This window comes from Thermocrinis jamiesonii, assembly GCF_000702425.1.
Classification (GTDB): Bacteria; Aquificota; Aquificia; order Aquificales; family Aquificaceae; genus Thermocrinis; species Thermocrinis jamiesonii.
Genome location: NZ_JNIE01000007.1, coordinates 44,917 through 64,798, shown reverse-complemented (window position 1 = coordinate 64,798; position 19,882 = coordinate 44,917). Strand labels below are relative to the sequence as shown.

The 19,882-nt window shown below is 43.8% G+C and carries 19 protein-coding genes and 1 pseudogene; 2 read left to right on the top strand and 18 right to left on the bottom strand.

The window, feature by feature from the left end; genetic code table 11:
- Positions 1-326: pseudogene (locus tag K217_RS07790) on the top strand (hypothetical protein); the annotation flags it as partial.
- Here K217_RS07790 and K217_RS07850 read toward each other — a convergent pair.
- The 4 genes from K217_RS07850 to uppS form a co-directional block, all read right to left on the bottom strand.
- The gene (locus K217_RS07850; RefSeq protein ID WP_231477011.1) at positions 323-631 is read right to left on the bottom strand and encodes a type II and III secretion system protein; all 309 of its coding nucleotides are present in this window, start codon (positions 629-631) and stop codon (positions 323-325) included. The pseudogene K217_RS07790 and the gene K217_RS07850 overlap by 4 nt on opposite strands.
- 65 nt (positions 632-696) lie before the next feature.
- Positions 697-1,869, bottom strand: a complete 1,173-nt coding sequence (locus K217_RS07535; RefSeq protein ID WP_052178130.1) for a secretin N-terminal domain-containing protein — start codon at positions 1,867-1,869, stop codon at positions 697-699.
- A 20-nt stretch (positions 1,870-1,889) separates the two neighbouring features.
- Positions 1,890-2,597 (bottom strand): phosphatidate cytidylyltransferase, encoded by a 708-nt coding sequence (locus K217_RS0107095; protein WP_052178129.1) that lies wholly within the window; start codon positions 2,595-2,597, stop codon positions 1,890-1,892.
- Positions 2,584-3,270, bottom strand: coding sequence for a polyprenyl diphosphate synthase (gene uppS / locus K217_RS0107090; RefSeq protein ID WP_029552426.1), 687 nt, complete (start codon positions 3,268-3,270; stop codon positions 2,584-2,586). The genes K217_RS0107095 and uppS overlap by 14 nt, the downstream gene beginning before the upstream one ends.
- Before the next feature lie 35 nt (positions 3,271-3,305).
- Between uppS and K217_RS0107085 the strand changes: the two genes are divergently transcribed.
- The gene (locus K217_RS0107085; protein ID WP_029552425.1) at positions 3,306-4,007 is read left to right on the top strand and encodes a succinate dehydrogenase/fumarate reductase iron-sulfur subunit; all 702 of its coding nucleotides are present in this window, start codon (positions 3,306-3,308) and stop codon (positions 4,005-4,007) included.
- Here K217_RS0107085 and nuoH read toward each other — a convergent pair.
- The 14 genes from nuoH to K217_RS0107015 form a co-directional block, all read right to left on the bottom strand.
- Positions 4,004-5,014, bottom strand: a complete 1,011-nt coding sequence (gene nuoH / locus K217_RS0107080; RefSeq protein ID WP_029552424.1) for an NADH-quinone oxidoreductase subunit NuoH — start codon at positions 5,012-5,014, stop codon at positions 4,004-4,006. The two genes, K217_RS0107085 and nuoH, sit on opposite strands and share 4 nt — an antisense overlap.
- On the bottom strand, positions 5,011-6,768 hold the full coding sequence (gene nuoD / locus K217_RS0107075) for an NADH dehydrogenase (quinone) subunit D (protein ID WP_029552423.1): 1,758 nt from the start codon (positions 6,766-6,768) through the stop codon (positions 5,011-5,013). Before nuoD ends, nuoH begins: the two co-directional genes overlap by 4 nt.
- Before the next feature lie 2 nt (positions 6,769-6,770).
- A complete protein-coding gene (locus K217_RS0107070) occupies positions 6,771-7,307 on the bottom strand; it encodes a NuoB/complex I 20 kDa subunit family protein (RefSeq protein WP_029552422.1) in 537 nt (178 codons plus the stop codon).
- 36 nt (positions 7,308-7,343) lie between these two features.
- On the bottom strand, positions 7,344-8,393 hold the full coding sequence (locus K217_RS0107065) for an ABC transporter ATP-binding protein (protein WP_029552421.1): 1,050 nt from the start codon (positions 8,391-8,393) through the stop codon (positions 7,344-7,346).
- On the bottom strand, positions 8,377-9,939 hold the full coding sequence (locus K217_RS0107060) for an ABC transporter permease (RefSeq protein ID WP_029552420.1): 1,563 nt from the start codon (positions 9,937-9,939) through the stop codon (positions 8,377-8,379). The genes K217_RS0107065 and K217_RS0107060 overlap by 17 nt, the downstream gene beginning before the upstream one ends.
- Positions 9,936-10,916 carry an extracellular solute-binding protein gene (locus K217_RS0107055; RefSeq protein ID WP_052178128.1) on the bottom strand — a complete coding sequence of 327 codons (981 nt, stop codon included), beginning with the start codon at positions 10,914-10,916 and terminating at the stop codon, positions 9,936-9,938. The genes K217_RS0107060 and K217_RS0107055 overlap by 4 nt, the downstream gene beginning before the upstream one ends.
- 165 nt (positions 10,917-11,081) lie before the next feature.
- Positions 11,082-11,441: an NADH-quinone oxidoreductase subunit A gene (locus tag K217_RS0107050; protein ID WP_029552418.1), complete on the bottom strand. Its 360-nt coding sequence runs from the start codon at positions 11,439-11,441 to the stop codon at positions 11,082-11,084.
- A complete protein-coding gene (locus tag K217_RS0107045) occupies positions 11,438-12,097 on the bottom strand; it encodes a dihydrofolate reductase family protein (RefSeq protein WP_029552417.1) in 660 nt (219 codons plus the stop codon). The genes K217_RS0107050 and K217_RS0107045 overlap by 4 nt, the downstream gene beginning before the upstream one ends.
- Positions 12,094-12,720: a CDP-alcohol phosphatidyltransferase family protein gene (locus tag K217_RS0107040; protein WP_029552416.1), complete on the bottom strand. Its 627-nt coding sequence runs from the start codon at positions 12,718-12,720 to the stop codon at positions 12,094-12,096. Before K217_RS0107040 ends, K217_RS0107045 begins: the two co-directional genes overlap by 4 nt.
- On the bottom strand, positions 12,717-13,718 hold the full coding sequence (ilvC, locus tag K217_RS0107035; RefSeq protein WP_029552415.1) for a ketol-acid reductoisomerase: 1,002 nt from the start codon (positions 13,716-13,718) through the stop codon (positions 12,717-12,719). The genes K217_RS0107040 and ilvC overlap by 4 nt, the downstream gene beginning before the upstream one ends.
- A gap of 31 nt (positions 13,719-13,749) precedes the next feature.
- The gene (uvrA, locus tag K217_RS0107030) at positions 13,750-16,536 is read right to left on the bottom strand and encodes an excinuclease ABC subunit UvrA (RefSeq protein WP_029552414.1); all 2,787 of its coding nucleotides are present in this window, start codon (positions 16,534-16,536) and stop codon (positions 13,750-13,752) included.
- A 1-nt stretch (position 16,537) separates the two neighbouring features.
- A complete protein-coding gene (secD, locus tag K217_RS0107025) occupies positions 16,538-18,022 on the bottom strand; it encodes a protein translocase subunit SecD (protein WP_029552413.1) in 1,485 nt (494 codons plus the stop codon).
- Positions 18,019-18,678, bottom strand: coding sequence for a type I 3-dehydroquinate dehydratase (gene aroD, locus K217_RS0107020; protein ID WP_029552412.1), 660 nt, complete (start codon positions 18,676-18,678; stop codon positions 18,019-18,021). Before aroD ends, secD begins: the two co-directional genes overlap by 4 nt.
- A complete protein-coding gene (locus K217_RS0107015) occupies positions 18,679-19,878 on the bottom strand; it encodes an argininosuccinate synthase (protein ID WP_029552411.1) in 1,200 nt (399 codons plus the stop codon).
- Positions 19,879-19,882 lie beyond the last annotated feature (4 nt).

Below are 19,882 nucleotides of genomic sequence, written 5' to 3'. Positions count from 1 at the left end.
GTGTTGTGTATGATATTTGGTTTCATCCAGCGAGCTATAATGAAGTTAAGTCTTTTAGGTTAAGGAAGAGTAAGAGTAAGTGGTTTAGGTTTTTGGTAGAAACTTTTGAAGTTATAGGGGATAAGGGTTATAGGGGCTGTGAGCATGTAGTAGTTTGTGAGAGGAAAGAAAGCAAGAGCATAAGACAGGCTGTGGAAGGTGTGAACTCACAGATAAAGGTTTTCAATTACATCAGCAGGTGGAGGAAGGGTATAACACTTTTGGCTTACCTTTATGGATATGCTATTGGCTACAGCTTCTTCAGAAAAAGCTATGTGCTTAGTTAATTTCTCACCCGACGTATTATTTTGGTCTTAATATCCTTTGTATTTATTGCTGGTCCCTGAGGTGTTTGAATTCCCAAAGTATCTCTCTTTAACTCTATCTCCATCAGGATCCTATCATCTGGTGAAACTATGGGCGTTACATCAAGCTGAAGCACCACATCTTTAAATTGTATGTTTGGAACAGCGGTTCCACCAGCACCCACTGATGCAGTCTGAAAAGGCACCTGAACACCTTGTTTTATAGTTGCCTTCTGACCGTTTATGGTTATAACTGAAGGCTTAGCGATGCTTTTGATGGCTGCCACCCTCTCCAAGGCAGACATCCTAAGGTTGAGAGCATTCAGAACACCCTTTTGATAGGTAAATAGAGCTATTCCACCAGGCGTGAGTGATAGCCCGGGGTCTGGAACCCAAGGGGGGTGGGACCTAAACCAATACCCGATCCAACACCACCAGACCAAGCTTCAGGAACGCGTGTGTTAGAAAAAAGGGCATTCCAGTTTATTCCTAATTCTCTGAGCGCTTCCTCTCTAACCTCAACTATTCTTGCTTCTATCCTTACCTTTACCGGAACTTCGCTTATGTAATCTCTGAATCTGTCCATGATGTTTTCTATAACTTCGGGGTAGTCAGTTAGCATAACTGCGTTGAACTCTTTGAGGATTGGGACTGGTGTAGGCTGAACTTGTGCTTGCTGAGTAGCTTGAGCTTGCGCCTCCGCCTTGAAACCACCTCCACTTAGTATAACTCCAGCTTCTGACCTTAGGGGCTCTATCATCCTTATAAATTCCTCTGGGGATATGTATTTCAGATAAAGTATTTTAGTTATGGGTCTTCTTTCTCTTGGTTGGTCTGTGAGGAAATTCTTTAAGATCTGTGCGTAAAGCTCTATCTGGGACGGCGAATCTGTTATTACTAAAGCGTTAAAGGTCGGCACCTTGGTTATAACGGTTTCCTTTCTCGTTTTTGGAGCAATCAGCCTGTGCGCTTCATCTACGCTTATATTTTTTAGGTAAAAAACTCTCGTTATCTTCTCCTGTTCTGGAGCAATCCTCTCTGCGATCTTCTGAAAGTCCTTCAAGGCAGGTTCTAACCTTTTTATCCTTGCCTCCTCGTCCCTTATGTATATAGTTCCAAGGGTCCTATCTATGACTATTTCCGCAGAGGGGCTAACTCTTGCCTTTAAAAAGTCCACGATCTTTCTTATCTGGTCTTCTCCCACAGCACCAACGTCAAAACTAATCTCTCCTGCTTTCGTGATCTTATAGACCTTAGTATCCACGGGCACAGCTATTAAACCGTATTCCTTGAGAATTAGATTAAGTGCTTCGCCCACGGGCATAGGTTTGTAAATGGTTATACTTACGGGTCTTTGCAAATCTGCAGATATGTTTGGGTCAAACAAGACGTTGAGCCCAGAAACCTGAGATAAAGCTTTAATAACAGTTTCAAGTTTTGTGTTTTCAAACTTCATCTCCCTTAAAGTAAGGGAGTGTCCAACGTATATCAGAAAACACAAAATTAGTAAGAGTGTTTTTTTCACGCTTTAACCCCCTTTTATTTTTATATTAAAAAAATCGTCCAAAAAATACCAATAAACAACACCGAATCAAACCTATCTGTTAAACCACCGTGTTCTCCTAGCAATTGGGAAAAGTCTTTTATACCAACCTGCCTTTTTATGAAACTCTTAAAAAGGTCTCCAAGTAGAGCTACTAAGACAAATGGAATAGCAAGGAGGACAGGTTTGTTGATTATTAAGAAAAATAACACTCCTGCCAAAGTGCCTCCTACAAGGCCTTCCCAGGTTTTTTTAGGAGAAAGCCTTGGAGCCAAAGCCCTTTTTCCAAAAAGCTTGCCTGCGTAGTAAGAAGCGGTATCTACCGTATATGCAAAAAAAACAAGCTTTAGAAACTCCCATTCGCTTTGGGATTTTACCAAAAGTAAAAAGGAAGGCAACAGCCCAGCGTAAGTCAGTATAAGCACGCTTTTTAGCAAACTATCTAAGGACCAGCTAAGGTAAGCTATCAGAAAACCAAAGGCTAAAACCGCAAATATGCCAAGCTCAAGCCTATAAGAGCTAAGCAGAAGAACTAAGGGAGCGAAATATGAAACTTCCAAAATGTTTAAGACTTTACTCAGCTCTCTTCCAATACCAAAAGACAAAAGAGAAAGCACAAATAAAAACAATAGGTCCGGAAGGAATGCAGAAAGTAAGGTTAAGGCTCCTATAAGTATTCCTATCGCTTCTCTTCCTTTATAGAACTGCACCAAATTTCCTCTTTCTGTAGGAAAAATCTTCCAGAGCTTTTAGTAGCTCTTCCTTTGTAAAATCTGGCCAATAAACGGGGGAAAAGTAAAACTCTGTGTAAGCTATATGCCAAAGTAGAAAGTTGGATATCCTCTCTTCTCCAGCAGTTCTTATAAGAAGGTCTGGGTCTGGTATGCCTGCAAGGTCTAAAAACTTGGAAAACTCCTCTTCTGTTACGCTCTTTATCCCAGAGCTAAGAATTTTATTCACGGCCCTTATTATTTCGTCCCTTCCTCCGTAATCTACGGCCAAAATCACCGTAAAAGAACTGCAGTCTTTTGTTTGCTCTTCTGCCTCTTCCATGATCTTTAAAGTGGTCTTTGGAATTCTGTCTTTTCTTCCGATAAACCTTAGTTTTATGTTCCTCTCTTTTAACTCAGTTATCTTTTTACCGAGATAGTTTTCAAAAAGCTCAAAAAGGGCTTTGACCTCCTCTGCGGGTCTTTTCCAATTTTCCGTTGAAAAGGTGTATAAAGTTAAGAATTTTATCCCTAAATCCTGGCATGCATACACTATCTCTTCTGCCCTTTTAGTCCCTTCGTAGTGCCCCGCTATCCTTGGCAATCCCTTCTCCTGCGCCCACCTCCCATTTCCATCCATAATTATGGCTAAATGCTTTGGTATTTTTAGCATATCAAAATTATAACCACGGATTAATTTAAAAACTCATGTTGATACGTGTAAAGCTATACCGAAATCATGAAAGTTTATTTAAAGAGTTTGATGTTGCCCTTGAGCCAAACCACACAGTATTAGACATCCTATATACCCTTAAAGAGAACTACGATCCTACGCTTTCTTTTAGGAGTATGTGCAGGGCTGGAATATGTGGAACGTGCGGGGTTAAGGTTAATTCAAAACCAGTGCTTGCATGCAAAACCAAAGTAGGGGAGTTAGAGCATCCCATAACTATTGAACCTCTTGACAATTTACCCATCATAAAAGACTTAGTGGTAGATCATTCAGTGTTGATGGAACGACTCAAAAAGCTAAGGGTTTGGTATGAGCCCCTTGGTAGTAATCTTCAGACATTCAAAACAAACCCTATGGTAGATAAAAGCTTTGAGTGTATAGCCTGTGGTCTGTGCGATGCGAGTTGTCCGGTCTTTCTAACCAACCAAGACTTTGGCGGTCCTATGAGCTTTTTGAGAATTTACAAACTAACGCAGGATCCGAGACATTCAAAAAGAGAGGATAGCCTCTTGCGTGTAAAAGATGGGCACCTTCAACTTTGCACTCATTGCAAAAACTGTTCTATGGTGTGCCCACTGGGACTGATGCCAGAAAGCATCATAAAATTTGAAGAAGCTGAACTAATAAAAAAAGGTCTTATTTCTCAAAATCTTTCCAACAGTTTTGATTTCTTTTAAATGAAATAATACACAAAGGCGGTTATCACAACGTTTAGGATCGCAAGGGGAAGCATGATCTTCCAGCCTATTTCTGTTATATCCTTTGCTTGAAACCTTGGGAGGGTCCAATGAAGCCAAAGGACAAAAAACACAAGACCGAACATCTTTATCAAAAACCAAAGGTAGGGGGAAAGGGGACCAAAGATGTTAGGTCCGGACCAGCCACCCAAAAAGAGCACTACCGCAATGGCAGACAGAGCCATCACGTTCAGATACCACTCAGCTAAAGGAAACACGCCAAAACGCATACCGCCATACTCTACGTGATAACCTGTTACTAATTCTGCCTCCGCTTCCTGGATGTCAAAGGGAACCCTCCCTGACTCTGCAAGCATGCAAAAAAGGTAAAGAATGAATGCTACAGGTTGATAAACTATGAACCAAACACCTCTTTCTATCTGAGCTTGCACAATACCTGTGGTGCTCATAGTCCCAGCCAAAAGGATCACCCCAAGCACAGAAAAGCCCAACACCACTTCGTATCCTATGATCACCGCTGCCTTCCTAAGGGAGCCTATAAAAGCATACTTGGAATTAGAAGCCCACCCAGAGAATATGGTGCCATAAACCAACAAAGAACCGAAGGCAAAGACCAAAAGAACTGCTATATTCACATCTGCAACAATGGGCTTTATTTCTACACCAAACAAGCTAAAACTTGGACCAAAAGGAATAACTGAAAAGAGCATAATAGCTGGTGCCAGAGCTAAAACAACCGCCAAATAATACACTACCTTGTCTGCCCTGTCGGGTATGACGGACTCTTTGGTGAGCAACTTCAGACCGTCCGCTAAAGGTTGTAGCAATCCAAAGGGACCCACCAGCTTGGGACCAAGTCTTCCCTGTATGTGTCCAGCCAGCTTTCTTTCAAACCACGTAAGATAGGCGCCAACTCCTAAAAATACACCCAACACTACAAAAACCTTTATCAGGGTAACCAAAAGGTTTATAAGCACTTCGCTCATCTGTCTGTTTCCCCCACCACTGGATCTAAACTACCAAGCAAAGCTATAGCGTCTGCGATCGTCCTTCCCTCTATAAGCTTTGGAAAGATGGAAAGGTTGTAAAGGGCTCCAGACCTTATTCTTAGGCGATAAGGCTTGGAACCTCCAGTGGAGTATATATAAAAGCCAAGCTCTCCCCTTGGATTTTCTCCACTGGCATAAACCTCTCCAGGCGGTGCGTTCTCCCCATGGACCACTATTCTGAAGTTCTTTACCATATCCTCTAAGTCTTTAAAGACTTCCTCCTTTGGAGCCATTACTGCGGGGTGTTCTTTGTTTATGTAAGGCGCACTCTTTGGAAGCTTTTCAAGCTTGCTAACGCACTGCTCTATTATCCTCAGGCTTTGGACCATCTCCTCCATCCTCACTAAGTATCTGTCATACACATCTCCCACTTCTCCCACAGGCACGTCAAAATCTACCTCATCATAAGCAGCGTAAGGCTCAAGCTTTCTAATATCGTATGGCACACCAGAACCTCTTGCTACCGGACCAGTAAGTCCGTAGTTAAAAACATCTTCCCTTGTGATGATTCCAACGTCCTTTGTTCTTCTTAACCAGATCCTGTTTCTTGTTAGCAGTTGATGGTATTCTTTTAATCTTTCTGGAAAGTCCTTTATGAAAGCTTTCACCACATCCAAAGTGCCTTCCGCCAGGTCATAATGCACCCCTCCTATTCTCAAAAAGGCGCTCGTTAGCCTATAGCCAGCGTTTCCTTCTATTATGTCCATTATCTTTTCCCTTTCCCTAAAGGCATACAAAAAGACGGTTAAGGCTCCAAGGTCCAAGGCACCCGTGCCAAGCCAAAGAAGGTGGGAGTTTATCCTCTGAAGCTCTGCAAACATTGTCCTTATGTATTTTGCTTTTTCTGGAACCTCCACACCCAATAACTTTTCTACCGCATTCACATAAGCCAGCTCGTTGCATATGGCGGATATGTAATCCATCCGGTCAGTGTAAGGAAGAAACTGAAAGTAGTGAAGATTTTCTGCGATTTTTTCCATTCCCCTATGAAGCTGTCCCAAGATCACATCACACTGGACTATATTTTCTCCATCTAAGTCAAACAAAAACCATATGGTGCCGTGGGTTCCCGGATGCAAAGGTCCCCAGTTTAGCACAAGCTGGGCTTTTTTCCTCAGTCTTGCTTTTTCTGTCCTTTCAAGATCTTCCAAGGTAGCTATTTTTGTGTGCAAAAGCTCGTAGTCATGACTAGGTGGGTCTGTTCTTCCATGCATCACCTCGGTTAAGGAGGGTAGCTCTACCTCCGGAAAACCTTGCAAGGGAAAATCTTTCCGAAGCGGAAAGTATTCGTATCCTTCCCACATAAACATTCTTCTTAGGTTTTCGTGTCCTTCAAACTCCACTCCGAACATATCGTAAGCTTCCCTTTCAGCCCATCTGGCACAAGCCCATAGCTTTTCCACAGAGGGAAGCTTTCCATCCTTTGCCCAAGTTTTCACTATAACCCTTTCGTTTTCATCTGGATTGTAAAGAATATAAACCCCCTGGAAGCGCTCTTTTTTATCTGGAAAGTCTATGCAAAAAAAGTCTATGAAGTGTCTATATCCTTCTTTGTTCTTAAGGAAATTGAGAAGGTCTATGAGCTTTTCCTTTTTAACGTGAAGGTTTGTGGTATGCTCTGTGTATTCTACCTCTACGTCTTTGAACTCATACTTTATCCTTTCTGCAGAAACTCTGTTCATCCAAGGCATATTTAGACTTCCACCTCTCTTGGAATAAGCCCCTGTTTTTGTATGTCCTTTTTGAACTCTTCAAAGGCTTTATCGTATTTTCTAACACCCATCTGCTTTATCTTTTTCTGAAGCTGGAGTATGCCGTAGATAAGTCCCTGAGGATGGGGAGGACAACCGGGTATATAAACATCCACTGGGATTATTCTATCTACGCCTTGAAGAGTAGAGTAAGTTGGGAAAGGACCACCAGCGGAGGCGCATCCGCCCATGGATATGCACCATTTGGGGTCTGGCATCTGCTCCCAAATAAGCTTTAGCATAGGTGCTACTTTATTTACCACAGTTCCCGCCACGATGAGTAGGTCTGCCTGCCTTGGAGAAGCTCTGAATATAACACCCAATCTATCCAAGTCAAAGCGTGAAGCGGCGGTGTGCATCATCTCTATAGCACAGCAGGCAAGCCCTATGGTTACTGGCCATAAAGCGTTTCTTCTACCCCAACTCAAAAGCTCATCCACTGTGGTCAAAACAAAACCATTTGAGTTTAAAGCTGCCATCCTAAGACCTCCTCGGGCTTAAAAATTATACCCTATTTAAAAGATCACAAGGTGATTAGGTTCAATTTTTATCTTAACCTTCGTGCCTACAGGGTAAAGTTCCCTTGAGGTCTTTACTGAGTGGATGATCTTACCGTTGGGCAGGGAAATGGTGTAGATGATGTCTGCGCCCAAAAACTCCACTTCCGATATAACCGCTTTTCCCTGTGGATCTGGTTCAAAATCCACATCGTCTGGCCTTATCATTATCTCCACCTCTTCAGATTTACCCTTCCATTGACCGTTAATAGGGAAGTTGCCAATCTCCGATATTAAAACCTCGCCTTCTATCTTTCCTTTGTAAAAGTCTGCCATACCTACAAAGTCTGCCACAAAGCGCGTGGCTGGTCTGTGATAGATTTCAAAGGGGGTGCCCACCTGCTCTAAAACTCCCCCGTTGATCACTCCCACCCTGTCCGATAGAGAAAAGGCTTCCTCTTGGTCGTGGGTTACCAAAATGGTTGTGGTTCCCAGTTCCTTGAGTATTTTCTTTGTCTGTTTTCTTAGGTCCCTCCTTAGGTCCGCATCAAGGTTAGAAAAGGGCTCGTCCAAGAGCATCACCTTAGGGGCCACTGCCAAAGCTCTTGCTAAGGCAACCCTCTGCTGTTCTCCACCCGATAGTTGATGGGGATAGTACTTTTCCTTGTGGGCAAGGCCCACCATCTCCAAAAGCTCCCTAACCCTTTTTTTCACCTCCTGCTTTGGAAGGTAAGAAATACCATAGGCTACGTTTTCAAACACCGTCATGTGGGGAAAAAGGGCGTAGTTTTGAAAGACAAGTCCCACACCCCTTTTTTCTGGTGGCACCCAAACCTTTTTGTCCGCAACCACTTTTCCTTCTATACTTATAATTCCCTCGTCAGGTCTTTCCAAACCTGCTATAAGCCTTAGAATGGTAGATTTACCAGAGCCAGAGGGTCCAAGGAGAGAGAAAAACTCCCCTCTGTATATGCTAAGGCTTACCCCCTTAACCGCAGATACACTCCCATACATCTTGCTTACATTTTCCAACTCTAAATGAACTTCAGAACTATCCCACTTCCACATCTTTGCTCCTATCAAACTCTCTCATCACAATCACAAGAGGGATCAATCCAGTAATTACGATCATCAGAGCGGGAATGGAAGCCATTTCCCAAAGGGACTCGGAGGCTTCCACCCAAACTCTTATCGCCAAAGTGTCAAAGCCCAAAGGCCTTAGCATCATAGTAGCAGGCAGTTCCTTCATACAATCCACAAAGACTATGACCCATCCCACTATTATGCCACCCTTTATGTTTGGGATGGTTATATTCCTGAAGGTAGCCCAAAGGCCTTTTCCCAAAGTCCTTGAAGCCTGCTCCAAAGACGGAGAAAGACTAACTATAGCAGAGTGTTGGGACTGCAAGGAAACAGGCATGAACCTTATCACATAGGCTAATATGAGAAGTATTAAACTACCGTAGAGCCAATTTAAGTATGCGGTAGAAACAAGAAGAAGGCCCACAGCTACTACCGGTCCAGGCAAGCTGTAACCCAAAGAGGAAAGATAATATATCAGCTTGCTTGCTAAATTTGGATGTCTTGCGCTAAGATAAGCGGGAGCAAAAACAAGCAAAGTTGCAAGAGAGGCACCCAAAGCTGAAACCAGAAGGCTATTGAAGGCAAACCTCAAAAGTCTTTCGTCCCAACCTTTGCTTAGAATAGCCTTTAGCGCCATACTAAGTAGGATCCCAACGGGCACAAAGAAAGCTATTAGCATGAAGGCTAAAAGTCCTACATTGACCAAAATGTTTCCCACAAAACCAAGAGGTTTGGCCTCCAAAGGTCTAAAACTTCCACTTACCTGTTCAAAGGACTTTTTACCCCTAAAGTGCTTTTCAAGGTTAAAAAGAAAAAAGCTAAGAAGCAAAAGGACAGAGGCAAGGGCTGCACCACCAATAGGGTCAAACCTGCCTGTTATTTGTCTGTATATGGCTTCGGTAAAGGTGGGATATCTCAAAAGGGCGACTGTTCCAAAGTCTGCCATAACCTCCATCAAAGCCAACAAAAGCCCAGCCATAATGCCCGGATAGGCAAGTTTAAGGTCTATGCTGAAAAACCTTCTCAAGGCGGAAGCTCCCAAAGACTTGGCTACATCGTGATAGGTTTGACTACTGCTAAGAAAACTTGCCCTTGCCAAAAGATAAACGTAAGGGTAATTTACAAGGCTCAGCACCAAAGATACACCCCAAAAGGAATACAGGGAAGGCATAGGAAAGTCAAAGAATTTGCCCCAAAGGCTTTGGGCTGGTCCGCCAGGTGCAAAAAAGCTCGCATAAGCATAAGCCATGATATAACCTGGTATGGCAAAGGGCAGTATCAAAAGCACTTGCCAGAACCGTTTTCCAAAAAACTCGTATCTGCTCACCAACCAAGCGGAAGATACACCAAAGAGAAGGCAAAGGAACCCCACAGATAATGCGAGCTTTAGAGTATTGGGCAAGATCACGCTGAGCCTGGTTTGATAAAGTCTTATCCAAAGCTCTGGATCTGCGCTGAGGGCACTGTAAATAGTGAAAAGTATAGGGATGGCAGGGATGACCGCCACCCCAAAGGCTAAGGCGTAGATCATCTGTATCCCACTTTGTCAATTAAGTCCAAGGCTGGAACCATGTATCTTCCCATCACTGACAAGGGCACTTTGCTTATGGTAAATTTCTCCCTTGGGAGCATACCCTGACGCACAGGAATTTTAGGATTTACAGGATACTCCCAGTTGGTCTCCACAAAGAGCCTTTGGCCTTCTTCAGAGGCTAAGAATTCTACTAACTTCAACGCTAAATCCTTCTTTTTGCTTGTTTTTAGGATACCTGCCCCAGAGACGTTGTAGTGTGTGTTGGGTGGCACCACAAAGCTAAGTGTCTTCCTGTCCTGTGGGTTGGCTTCCAAGTGTTTATACACGTAGTAGTGATTAACTATACCTATATCTATCTCACCTTTGGCTATAGCTTCCACGATCCTTGAATCGGAAGGGTATATTTTATCTCCCGCGTTGGCAAGAATGGCTCTGAGGAACTTCTCCGTTTCTCTCTCACCCCTTTCCGCAATCATCATAGCTATTTGAGACTGCGGATATACATTGCTTCCTGTGCGTATGCCCAACCTTCCTTTCCACTTGGGATTAGTAAGGTCATCAAAGGTTTTTATTTCACTTGGCTTTACTCTTTGAGGATTGTAGGCAATCACTCTAAGCCTTAAGGAAAGGCCTACCCAAGAGTTGTCAGGTGCTCTAAACTCCTTAGGTATATTCCTCTCTATTACGTCCGACTTTATAGGCTCCAAAATTCCCGCAATCCTTGCCCTTTCTAAGGTCCCCGCATCTACGGTAATAAACACATCCGCAGGCGTTCTGTCTCCTTCTGCTATCAGCTTGTTAAAGAGTTCTACCGTGCCCCCGGAGTGAAGCACTACTTTGATACCTGTTCGTCTGGTAAATTCATCCAACACGGGCTTTATGAGCCTTTCTCCGCGTCCGGAGTAGATCACAAGCTCCTGAGCATAAGAAAGCCCAAAGAACAGCACGGAAAGTAGGAAGAGGAACAACCTCATAGCAGACCTCCTAAAAATAATTTTGAGATTAGATTTTAATATTAAAAACAGTCTCTGTCAAGAATGGAAAACTGATCCTTGCTATGAATGTGGGCTAACAGCTGTTCTTTGATTTTTTGCTCAAACCGTGTTATGTTTATTTATGGGACCGCTCAGGCAATTTTACTACATCTGCCACTTCAGAGCACCCTTTTTCCAAGCGTAAACAAAGCCCAAAAACAGTATGGCAATAAACAGAACAGCCTCTATAAGTCCGTAGATGCCTATCTGTTTAAAGACTACCGCCCATGGGAAAAGAAAGGCAACTTCTATGTCAAAAAGGATAAGGAGTAATCCAAGAATGTAATATCCCTGCTTGAAGGTTCCCCTCGCCTCTGGGTCGTAAAGAGGGACTCCACACTCATAAGGATAGTCTTCCATTTTTTCTTTAGTCCTTGGTCCAAGGATGCTGTTTATAAAGGTGAAAACAAAACCCACAGTCAAGGCAACAAAGAAGAATATCAGAATGCCCAAGTATTCGCTCATCTAACCACCTCCCATTCAGTTATCAGATGATGTCCCCTTTTAAAGTGTGCTCTGAGTCTGAGAGGAAGTAGATTTTTTAGACTTTTAAAGCCTTCACCCCCTACCAAGGTGGGCACATTCTCACCACCTACAATCACAGGAAGATGTATGAGTCTTATCTCATCCACAAAACCCCTTTTTACAAACTCCCAATTTATGGAAGAGCCTCCTTCTACCATCAGGCTTTTTATACCCCTCTCGTAAAGCATTGGAAGAAGTCTTTCAAAATCCACAAGGTCCTCTCCTACAATCCAAACCTCCGCACCAAGCTTTCTTATCTTATCTATCCTTTCCTTTGGTGCTCTGAGGGTTGAGACTATTATGGTAGGTGCATCCTTTGAAAATATGTTTGCATCCAATGGCACATTGGCGGTTGAGCACGGAATAATACGCACAGGATTTTTACCTTCCGCATATCTTACCGTAAGGCTTGGGTTGTCCGTGCGCACGGTCTCACATCCCACCATGATCCCATCCACCTTAGCCCTTATCTCATGCAAGTATCTGTAGGCTTCCATGTCCATCAAACTCATAAGCTCTTTGCTTGATGCTCCTCTATAAAGTGTGAGCTTTCCATCTACGCTAACTTCGGAGACGATTATTACATACGGTCTCATTCCTCATAAACCCTCCCAAAGTGCCTGTAAAGGTAGGCTATTCTCATAAAAAGGGACAGCAAAGTCAAGATGGCTATTAGCTTTATGCCAAAGGAAAGTCCCACAGGAAAATCAAACCTCTCAAGTATGGCAAAGAGGATTAAGGTAAGGTGAGTTTCCGGTCTTCCAAAAAAGCCTACCCCCTCCAACGGATCCTGTATTTTGCCTTTTATCCTTGCACTGTAGCCTATCTCTGAATAAACCACTGGTTTTATAAAAGAGTGAAGCATAGAGGCGGTTATAACCACTATAGCGGTAAAGGGACCTCCATAAAAGTATCCTACAGTTCCAAGCACAAAACCATCTACCCACTTGTCCGCTATCCAGTCAAAGACTGCCCCAAACTTGGAAGCTTTGTCCGACATTCTTGCTACCACGCCGTCCATCAGGTCCAGCATGCCAGAAACCATCAGAAAACTAACTGCGGTTAAAAGCTTGCCATGCCAAAAAGAGTAAGCAGAAAGCATACCTGTTATGACGGAAAGTATGGTGATAAAGTTGGGTGGAAGGTGAAGCTTGTATAGTAAAACCCCTATTGGAGTGTATAACCTTTTTAAAGCTTCCCTTCTTTTTGTTAGGTTCATTTTAGCTCCTTTCCTGTGATCCAAGGCATCATTTTTCTTAGCTCTTCTCCTACCTTTTCTATAAGATGGTGTCTGTCCCTTTCAAGCAAGGCGTTAAAGACAGGCCTGCCCGCTTGATTTTCCAAAATCCACTCCCTTGCAAACTCTCCCTTCTGGATCTCTTCAAGGACCTGTTTCATCAAAGGTTTGACCAATTTGTAGATCCTCTCACCCCTCGTTAGATCTCCATACTTTGCGGTGTCCGATATGGAGTATCTCATCCCTGCTATACCGTATTGATAGATTAAATCCACTATAAGCTTTAGCTCGTGCAAGCACTCAAAGTATGCAACCTCGGGCTGATAACCCGCCTCTACCAAAGTTTCAAAGCCAGCCTTTATAAGAGCGGTAACACCTCCACAAAGGACCATCTGTTCTCCAAAAAGGTCCGTTTCTGTTTCCTCTTTGAAGGTAGTTTCTATCACTCCCGCCCTTGTGCATCCAAGCCCCTTTGCGTAAGCCAAAGCCTTCTCTTTGCAATTGCCCGTAGCATCCTGATATACCGCTACGAGAGCAGGCACCCCTTTTCCTTCCTCATACATCCACCTTACCAAATGTCCGGGTCCCTTTGGTGCAACCATGAAAACATCCACATCCTTTGGTGGCACTATCTGTTTGAAGTGTATGTTAAAGCCGTGGGCAAAGGCCAAGGTTTTTGAAGGATTAAGGTATGGCTCCACGCACTCTTTATAGAGCTGGGGCTGGACGGTGTCTGGAGTGAGAAACATTATAATGTCTGCCCTTTTTACCGCTTCTGAGGGCTCATAAACCTCAAAGCCATCCCTTAAAGCCTTTTCCTTTGACTTACTGCCCGGATGAAGCCCGACTATTACGTTAATTCCGCTGTCCCTTAGGTTTAGCGCGTGGGCATGCCCCTGACTGCCGTATCCAAGTATGGCTACAGTTTTTCCTGCCAAGACATCCAAAGAAGCGTCGCTATCGTAGTAGATCTTCGCCATGTGCTGTCCTCCTAAACCTTGGTCTGAAAAATTATACCTTACAAGTTCTATTCAGATAATCCCTGAGATACTTTCCAGTATATGAACTCTCATTTTTCATTATATCCTCTGGTGTTCCCTCTGCCACTATATATCCACCTCTGTCTCCACCCTCCGGTCCAAGGTCTATGATCCAATCCGCACACTTTATAACATCCAAATTGTGCTCAATAACCACCACCGTATTTCCTCTATCCACAAGTCTTTGGAGAACCTGTATTAGCTTTTTCACGTCATCCATATGAAGTCCGGTGGTAGGCTCGTCCAAAAGGTAAAGAGTCCTTCCCGTTTCTTTTTTTGAAAGTTCCCTTGCAAGCTTGATCCTTTGGGCTTCTCCACCCGACAAAGTGGTAGCAGGCTGTCCAAGCTTTATATAGCCAAGTCCTACGTCTCTCAAGACTTCAAGCTTTCTACGTATAGGTGGATGATGGTAGAAAAATTCGTAGGCTTCATCTACAGTCATGTCCAAAACTTCTGCGATATTCTTTCCTTTGTATCTGATCTCTAAGGTTTCTTTGTTATACCTTGTGCCTTTGCAGACTTCACAGGTAACGTAAACGGGAGGTAAAAAGTGCATTTCAACCTTTATAACTCCGTCCCCTTCGCAGGCTTCACACCTACCGCCGGGCACGTTAAAGGAAAACCTACCCGGAGCATAGCCACGGGCCTTTGCCTCTGGAGTCTGCGCAAAAAGGTTTCTTATATGATCAAATAGCTTTGTATAGGTTGCGGGATTGCTTCTTGGTGTCCTTCCTATGGGAGACTGATCTACGTTGATCACATGATCAAAGTGTTCCAAACCTTCTATACGATCCACACCCTCCACATCCACGTTTGCCCCGTAGAATAGTCCCCTTGCGTATTCCCAAAGAATGTCGTATATAAGCGTAGATTTCCCACTTCCAGAAACACCCGTTATACAAACAAAAAGCCCCACAGGGATTTTTACATCTATGCCCTTTAAATTGTGTTTTCTTGCTCCAAATATTTTGATCCACTTTTTGCCCGGCTCCCTTCTTTTTTCCGGCACTGGTATGGAAAGTCTGCCGGAAAGGTATTTTCCGGTCAAAGAGTTTTGATCTTCCATTATTTCTTTGGGCGTTCCCTGAGCTACCACATACCCACCGTTTTTTCCAGCTCCTGGACCTAAGTCTATTATCCAGTCTGCTGAAAGAATGGTTTCTGGGTCATGCTCTACTACTATAACCGTGTTTCCAAGGTCTCTTAGGTCCTTCAGAGTTTCTATAAGCTTATGAGTGTCCCTTGGGTGCAAACCAATGGAAGGCTCATCTAACACATACAAAACTCCTGTAAGCTTAGAGCCTATTTGAGTAGCAAGCCTTATTCTTTGCATTTCTCCGCCAGATAAAGTGGTCGCACTTCTGGCTAAGTTAAGGTAGTCCAGACCTACCTTTTTTAAAAAGCCAAGCCTGTCTGTGATTTCCTTTATGAGCCTTTCTCCTACTATGTAGTCTTTACCCGTGAGCTTGTCTTTTGTTTCCAAAAAAAACTGTATTGCCTGACTTATGGGCATACTACAAACTTGGTATATGTTTTTGCCATTTACCAAAACCGCAAGGGCTTCTGGCCTTAGCCTAGAGCCGTTGCAGGCAGGGCAGGGCTTTTCCCTTATGTACTGCCCTATCTCTTCCCTTAGCTTTTCTGAATCTTCCTCCAAAAACCTTCTTTCTAAGTGTGGCACTATACCTTCAAACTCGGCTTTTAGAACATTACCACCGTAAAGCAAAAGCTCCTTCACAGACTGAGGCAGATCCGCAAAGGTAGTTCTTGGGTCATAGCCTAACCTTTTCAGAAGGTTGAATATGGGAAATCTAAGATATTCAAAAAAGCCAGACTGAGTGATCCTAAAAGCATCCACTGCAGGCTTGTTTTCATCTACCAAAAGTTTTAGGTTTACTTCCCACTTTACACCAAGACCTTTGCATGTGGGACAGGCACCGTAGGGAGAGTTAAAGGAAAAGAGCCTTGGGGTTAGCTCCGGGATAGAAAAGTTGTGATCTGGACAGGTTCTGCTTTGGCTAAATATCCACTCCCTCCCACTTTCTGCATCCTCTATCTTCACAAGCCCCTTTGAATACTCAAAGGCTCTTTCTATGGCAGTTAATACCCTTGCCCTTTCTTCTTTTTCCAAAGTAAGTCTGTCAATCACCAAGTCTATGTCGTGCTTTTTGTTTTTTTCAAGGGGTGGAACTTCTACTATTCTCATATAACGCCCATCCACTTTAACCCTGCTAAAGCCCTTCTTGTCCAATTCTCTGAAAAGCTCTTTAAACTCTCCCTTTTTTCCTCTTACAAGGGGCGCAAGAATGGTTATTTTTTTACCTTCTAAATTCTCATATACGTTGTCCAATATCTCGTGAGCGGACAAGCCCTCCAAAAGCCTTCCACATTCCGGGCAGTGCGGTTTTCCCACGTTAGCCCAAAGGACCCTCATGTAATCGTAGATTTCCGTCACAGTTCCAACCGTAGAACGGGGGTTCTTTGAAGTGGTCTTTTGGTCTATGGCTATGGCAGGAGAAAGTCCCTCTATCACATCTACCTCTGGCTTTTCCATCACCCCCAAAAACTGCCTTGCGTAAGAGGACAAGGACTCTACATATCTTCTTTGGCCCTCTGCGTAGATGGTGTCAAAAGCCAAGGAAGACTTTCCACTGCCGGACGGTCCTGTAATGACCACCAGTTTGTTTTTTGGGATAAGTAGGTCTATGTTTTTTAGGTTGTGGTGCCTTGCTCCTTTTATGATGATGTGGTCGTACATATTAGATCCTAAAAAGTCTTAGTTTATAAAGCATTTCCAAGAAGAACTTGGCAAAATAGACGTTGGATATAAAAGACGCTATGGTGCCTAAGGTTAAGGTGGTTGCAAAGCCCTTTACTGGACCACTGCCAAACTGAAAGAGTATCAGAGCTGCTACCAAAAGGGTTATGTGGGTGTCAAACACCGCATTTAGGCTTCTTTTGTAGCCTAAGTCTATTGCCTTCCTTGGGCTGTTTCCAAGCCTTAGCTCTTCTTTGACCCTCTCAAAGATCAGCACGTTGGAATCTACCGCTATGCCCATGTTTAGGATTATGCCCGCAATGCCCGGCAAGGTAAGGGTTGCCCCCAACAATACCATGCCAGCCCAAAGCATTAGAGCATTTAATATTATAGAAAGGTTTGCAGTAACACCAGAAGATTTATACCTTAAAACAAGTATTAAAGCCAAAAGCAAATAGCCCAGCACACCTGCCTTAATACCCTGCTCTATAGCATCCCTTCCCAAGGTGGGACCGATGACGCTCTCCTGAAGAAAGTCTATTTTTGTGGGTAAAGCTCCAGCCCTTAGAACTATGGCAAGCTCCTTTGCCTCATCCGGCGTAAATTGACCGGTTATCTGTCCCATGTTGGTTATTCTACTTCTTATTACCGGTGCAGAGATTACCTTTTTGTCCAAGACTATGGCAAGCCTTCTTCCTATGTTCTTTTCTGTGGCCTGAGCAAACTTGTTTGCTCCGCTGTCTGTTAGCTCAAAGCTCACTGCTGGTCTCCCAAACTCATCCTGAGAAGTATAGGCGGTTTTTAGGTCTCCTCCGGTAATAACCGCCACCTTTTCAACCAAAAACCACTCGGAACCATCTTCTGAAGGCAAAAGCTCAAGCTCTGGAGTTAGCTTACTTTCCAGATCTTCTTTTCTACCACTTTCTACCACCAACTTTAGCTCCAAAAGGGCAGTTCTGCCTATGATGGACTTTGCCCTTTCTAAGTCCAAAACTCCCGGCAGTTCCACCAAGATCCTGTCCTGACCTATTTTTGTGATCACTGGTTGGACCACGCCCAGCTCATCTATCCTTTTTCTCAAAACCTCCACCGTCTGACTTATCACACCTTCCTTTAACTGGAAAAGCTCTTGGTCTTTTAATGCCAAAAAGTAAGTGTTCGCTTCTTTTTTCTTCACCTCAAAGCGCGGAAAGTGTTTCTCCAAAACCTTTGGCACTGCACCTTCTTCTAAAAGCTCCACCTTTATGTAGTTTTCTTCCACCACCACGTCCAAAACCTTTAGCCCCTCTTCCCTCAGCTTTTGGTATAAATCTCTGCTGAGCCTTTGGTATTCCTGTTCAATGGCATAGGACACATCAGGCTGGATTACCATAGATATACCACCCCTTAGGTCCAGTCCAAGGTTCATAGGCTTGTAAAGGACTATGGCTACGGATAGAGCGACCAAAAACAGCAAAAGCCCTAAGTTGGTGTAAAAGTTTTTCATGAATAGAGTATCTCCCTCAGTTTTACCATCTCCTCTAAGGAGAGCTGACCTTCAGCGGTAGCTTGTCTGTAATAAGCATAGCTTATCACGCTTCCAAAAATAAAACCAGAAACTCTTGAGATTTTGCCATACTTTCCCATGGATATGATTATCTTTTGTCCTTCCTCCTGTCTTGCCACGCAAAGAAGCCTGGCGGTATCTTCGTAAGAATTGGCTTTCACCGCTACCTTTACTATATCCGCTCCCCATCTCATACCCTCCCTGAAAACCTCCCTAAGTATCCAGTTGGCAGGAGTTAGCTCAAAGTTGTGGTAAGAGATTATGAGCTTCTTACCCGAAGCTTTTGTAATGTTTCTAACGTAGGGAATCAAAGCCCGTGAGGATAGCTCTATGTCTGTATAGTCCGCATAAGGGGATACAAGTTCAAAGATCCTTTCTCTGTTTGGCACATCTTTTCCACCTTCTTGGGAACTTCTTATGGTTAAGATAGTGGAAAGCCCTAATTCCTTTGCTCTTTTTACCCAGCTCAGCACATAGTCCGGCTCTGTCCTTTCAAACATATCAATTCTAAGCTCTACAATGTCCGCTCCCAACTCTTTGACTGCCCTTAGGTCCTCTTCAAGGTTTTGGTCCGAAAGGGGCACCGCTATAAGCATTTACCTCCTCCTGATCCTTCCAAGGATCTTCAAAGGCAAACCAAAGACCTTTGTAAATTGGGCTCCCGCTTTATGATCAAAGGCGTCTTTTTCGGAGTAAGTTGCCAAGTCCTCCACATACAGGGATCTTTCAGATTTTCTACCCACCACCCAAGCCCTACCTTTGTAAAGCTTTAACCTTACTGTTCCATCCACAAACCTTGCGATCCTTTCTGTAAAACCATCTAAGGCTTCCCTTAAAGGAGAAAACCATAGTCCTTCGTAAACAAGCTTGGCATACTCATAAGGTATGTGGCTCAAAAAGTAATGGAAAGTAAACCTGTCTAAGGTTAAAGAGAGAAGGTCCCTGTAAGCTTCGTATAGCAATGTGGCTGCGGGTGCTTCATAAACTTCCCTGCTTTTTATTCCCACAAGGCGGTTTTCCACCATGTCTATTCTTCCTACTCCGTGCCTACCCGCTATTTTGTTAAGGTCAAGAATGAGTTCGTACAGCTTAGGGTATTCCTTTCCGTTTATAGCAACAGGCGTTCCTTCTTTGAAAGAGATCTCCACATATTCCGCCTCTTCGGGTGCCTTTTCAGGAGACACAGTCCATTCAAAGGCGTCCTCCGGCGGTTCTGTCCAAGGGTCCTCCAAGGGACCGCATTCTATGGAGATACCCCAAAGGTTTTTGTCTATGGAGTAAGGTTTTTCCTTTGTAGCCTTTACGGGAATGTTAAACCTTAGAGCATACTCTACCTCTTCCTCTCTGGACCTAAACTCCCATTCCCTGACAGGAGCCAAAACTTCCAAGTCTGGGTTTAAAGCCCATACGGAAAGCTCAAACCTAACTTGGTCGTTGCCTTTGCCGGTGGATCCATGGGCTACAAAATCTGCACCAAACTTTTGGGCATACTCCACAAGCTTTTTTGCTATAAGTGGTCTGGAAAGGGATGCGGTCAAAGGATACTTTCCTTCATAAAGCGCCAAAGCTCTAAGCGTTGGTAGGCAGTATTCCCTTGCAAACTCTTCCCTTAGATCCTCCACTATTGCCTCCACCGCACCAGAAGCCTTTGCCTTTTGAGGGATTTCTTCCAACTCCTCCCCTTGCCCCACGTCCGCAGTGTAGGTAATTACCTCATAGCCCTTTTCTGCCAACCACCTTACTATAACCGATGTGTCCAAACCGCCAGAGTATGCAAGAATAACTTTTTTGCTCATAAAC

Coding starts and splice junctions, on each gene's coding strand:
- uppS (WP_029552426.1), bottom strand. CDS start 3,270: ATGCTAAAAATACCAAAGCATTTAGCCATAATTATGGATGGAAATGGG.
- K217_RS0107085 (WP_029552425.1), top strand. CDS start 3,306: ATGTTGATACGTGTAAAGCTATACCGAAATCATGAAAGTTTATTTAAA.
- nuoH (WP_029552424.1), bottom strand. CDS start 5,014: ATGAGCGAAGTGCTTATAAACCTTTTGGTTACCCTGATAAAGGTTTTT.
- nuoD (WP_029552423.1), bottom strand. CDS start 6,768: ATGCCTTGGATGAACAGAGTTTCTGCAGAAAGGATAAAGTATGAGTTC.
- K217_RS0107070 (WP_029552422.1), bottom strand. CDS start 7,307: ATGGCAGCTTTAAACTCAAATGGTTTTGTTTTGACCACAGTGGATGAG.
- K217_RS0107065 (WP_029552421.1), bottom strand. CDS start 8,393: ATGTGGAAGTGGGATAGTTCTGAAGTTCATTTAGAGTTGGAAAATGTA.
- K217_RS0107060 (WP_029552420.1), bottom strand. CDS start 9,939: ATGATCTACGCCTTAGCCTTTGGGGTGGCGGTCATCCCTGCCATCCCT.
- K217_RS0107055 (WP_052178128.1), bottom strand. CDS start 10,916: ATGAGGTTGTTCCTCTTCCTACTTTCCGTGCTGTTCTTTGGGCTTTCT.
- K217_RS0107050 (WP_029552418.1), bottom strand. CDS start 11,441: ATGAGCGAATACTTGGGCATTCTGATATTCTTCTTTGTTGCCTTGACT.
- K217_RS0107045 (WP_029552417.1), bottom strand. CDS start 12,097: ATGAGACCGTATGTAATAATCGTCTCCGAAGTTAGCGTAGATGGAAAG.
- K217_RS0107040 (WP_029552416.1), bottom strand. CDS start 12,720: ATGAACCTAACAAAAAGAAGGGAAGCTTTAAAAAGGTTATACACTCCA.
- ilvC (WP_029552415.1), bottom strand. CDS start 13,718: ATGGCGAAGATCTACTACGATAGCGACGCTTCTTTGGATGTCTTGGCA.
- uvrA (WP_029552414.1), bottom strand. CDS start 16,536: ATGTACGACCACATCATCATAAAAGGAGCAAGGCACCACAACCTAAAA.
- secD (WP_029552413.1), bottom strand. CDS start 18,022: ATGAAAAACTTTTACACCAACTTAGGGCTTTTGCTGTTTTTGGTCGCT.
- aroD (WP_029552412.1), bottom strand. CDS start 18,678: ATGCTTATAGCGGTGCCCCTTTCGGACCAAAACCTTGAAGAGGACCTA.
- K217_RS0107015 (WP_029552411.1), bottom strand. CDS start 19,878: ATGAGCAAAAAAGTTATTCTTGCATACTCTGGCGGTTTGGACACATCG.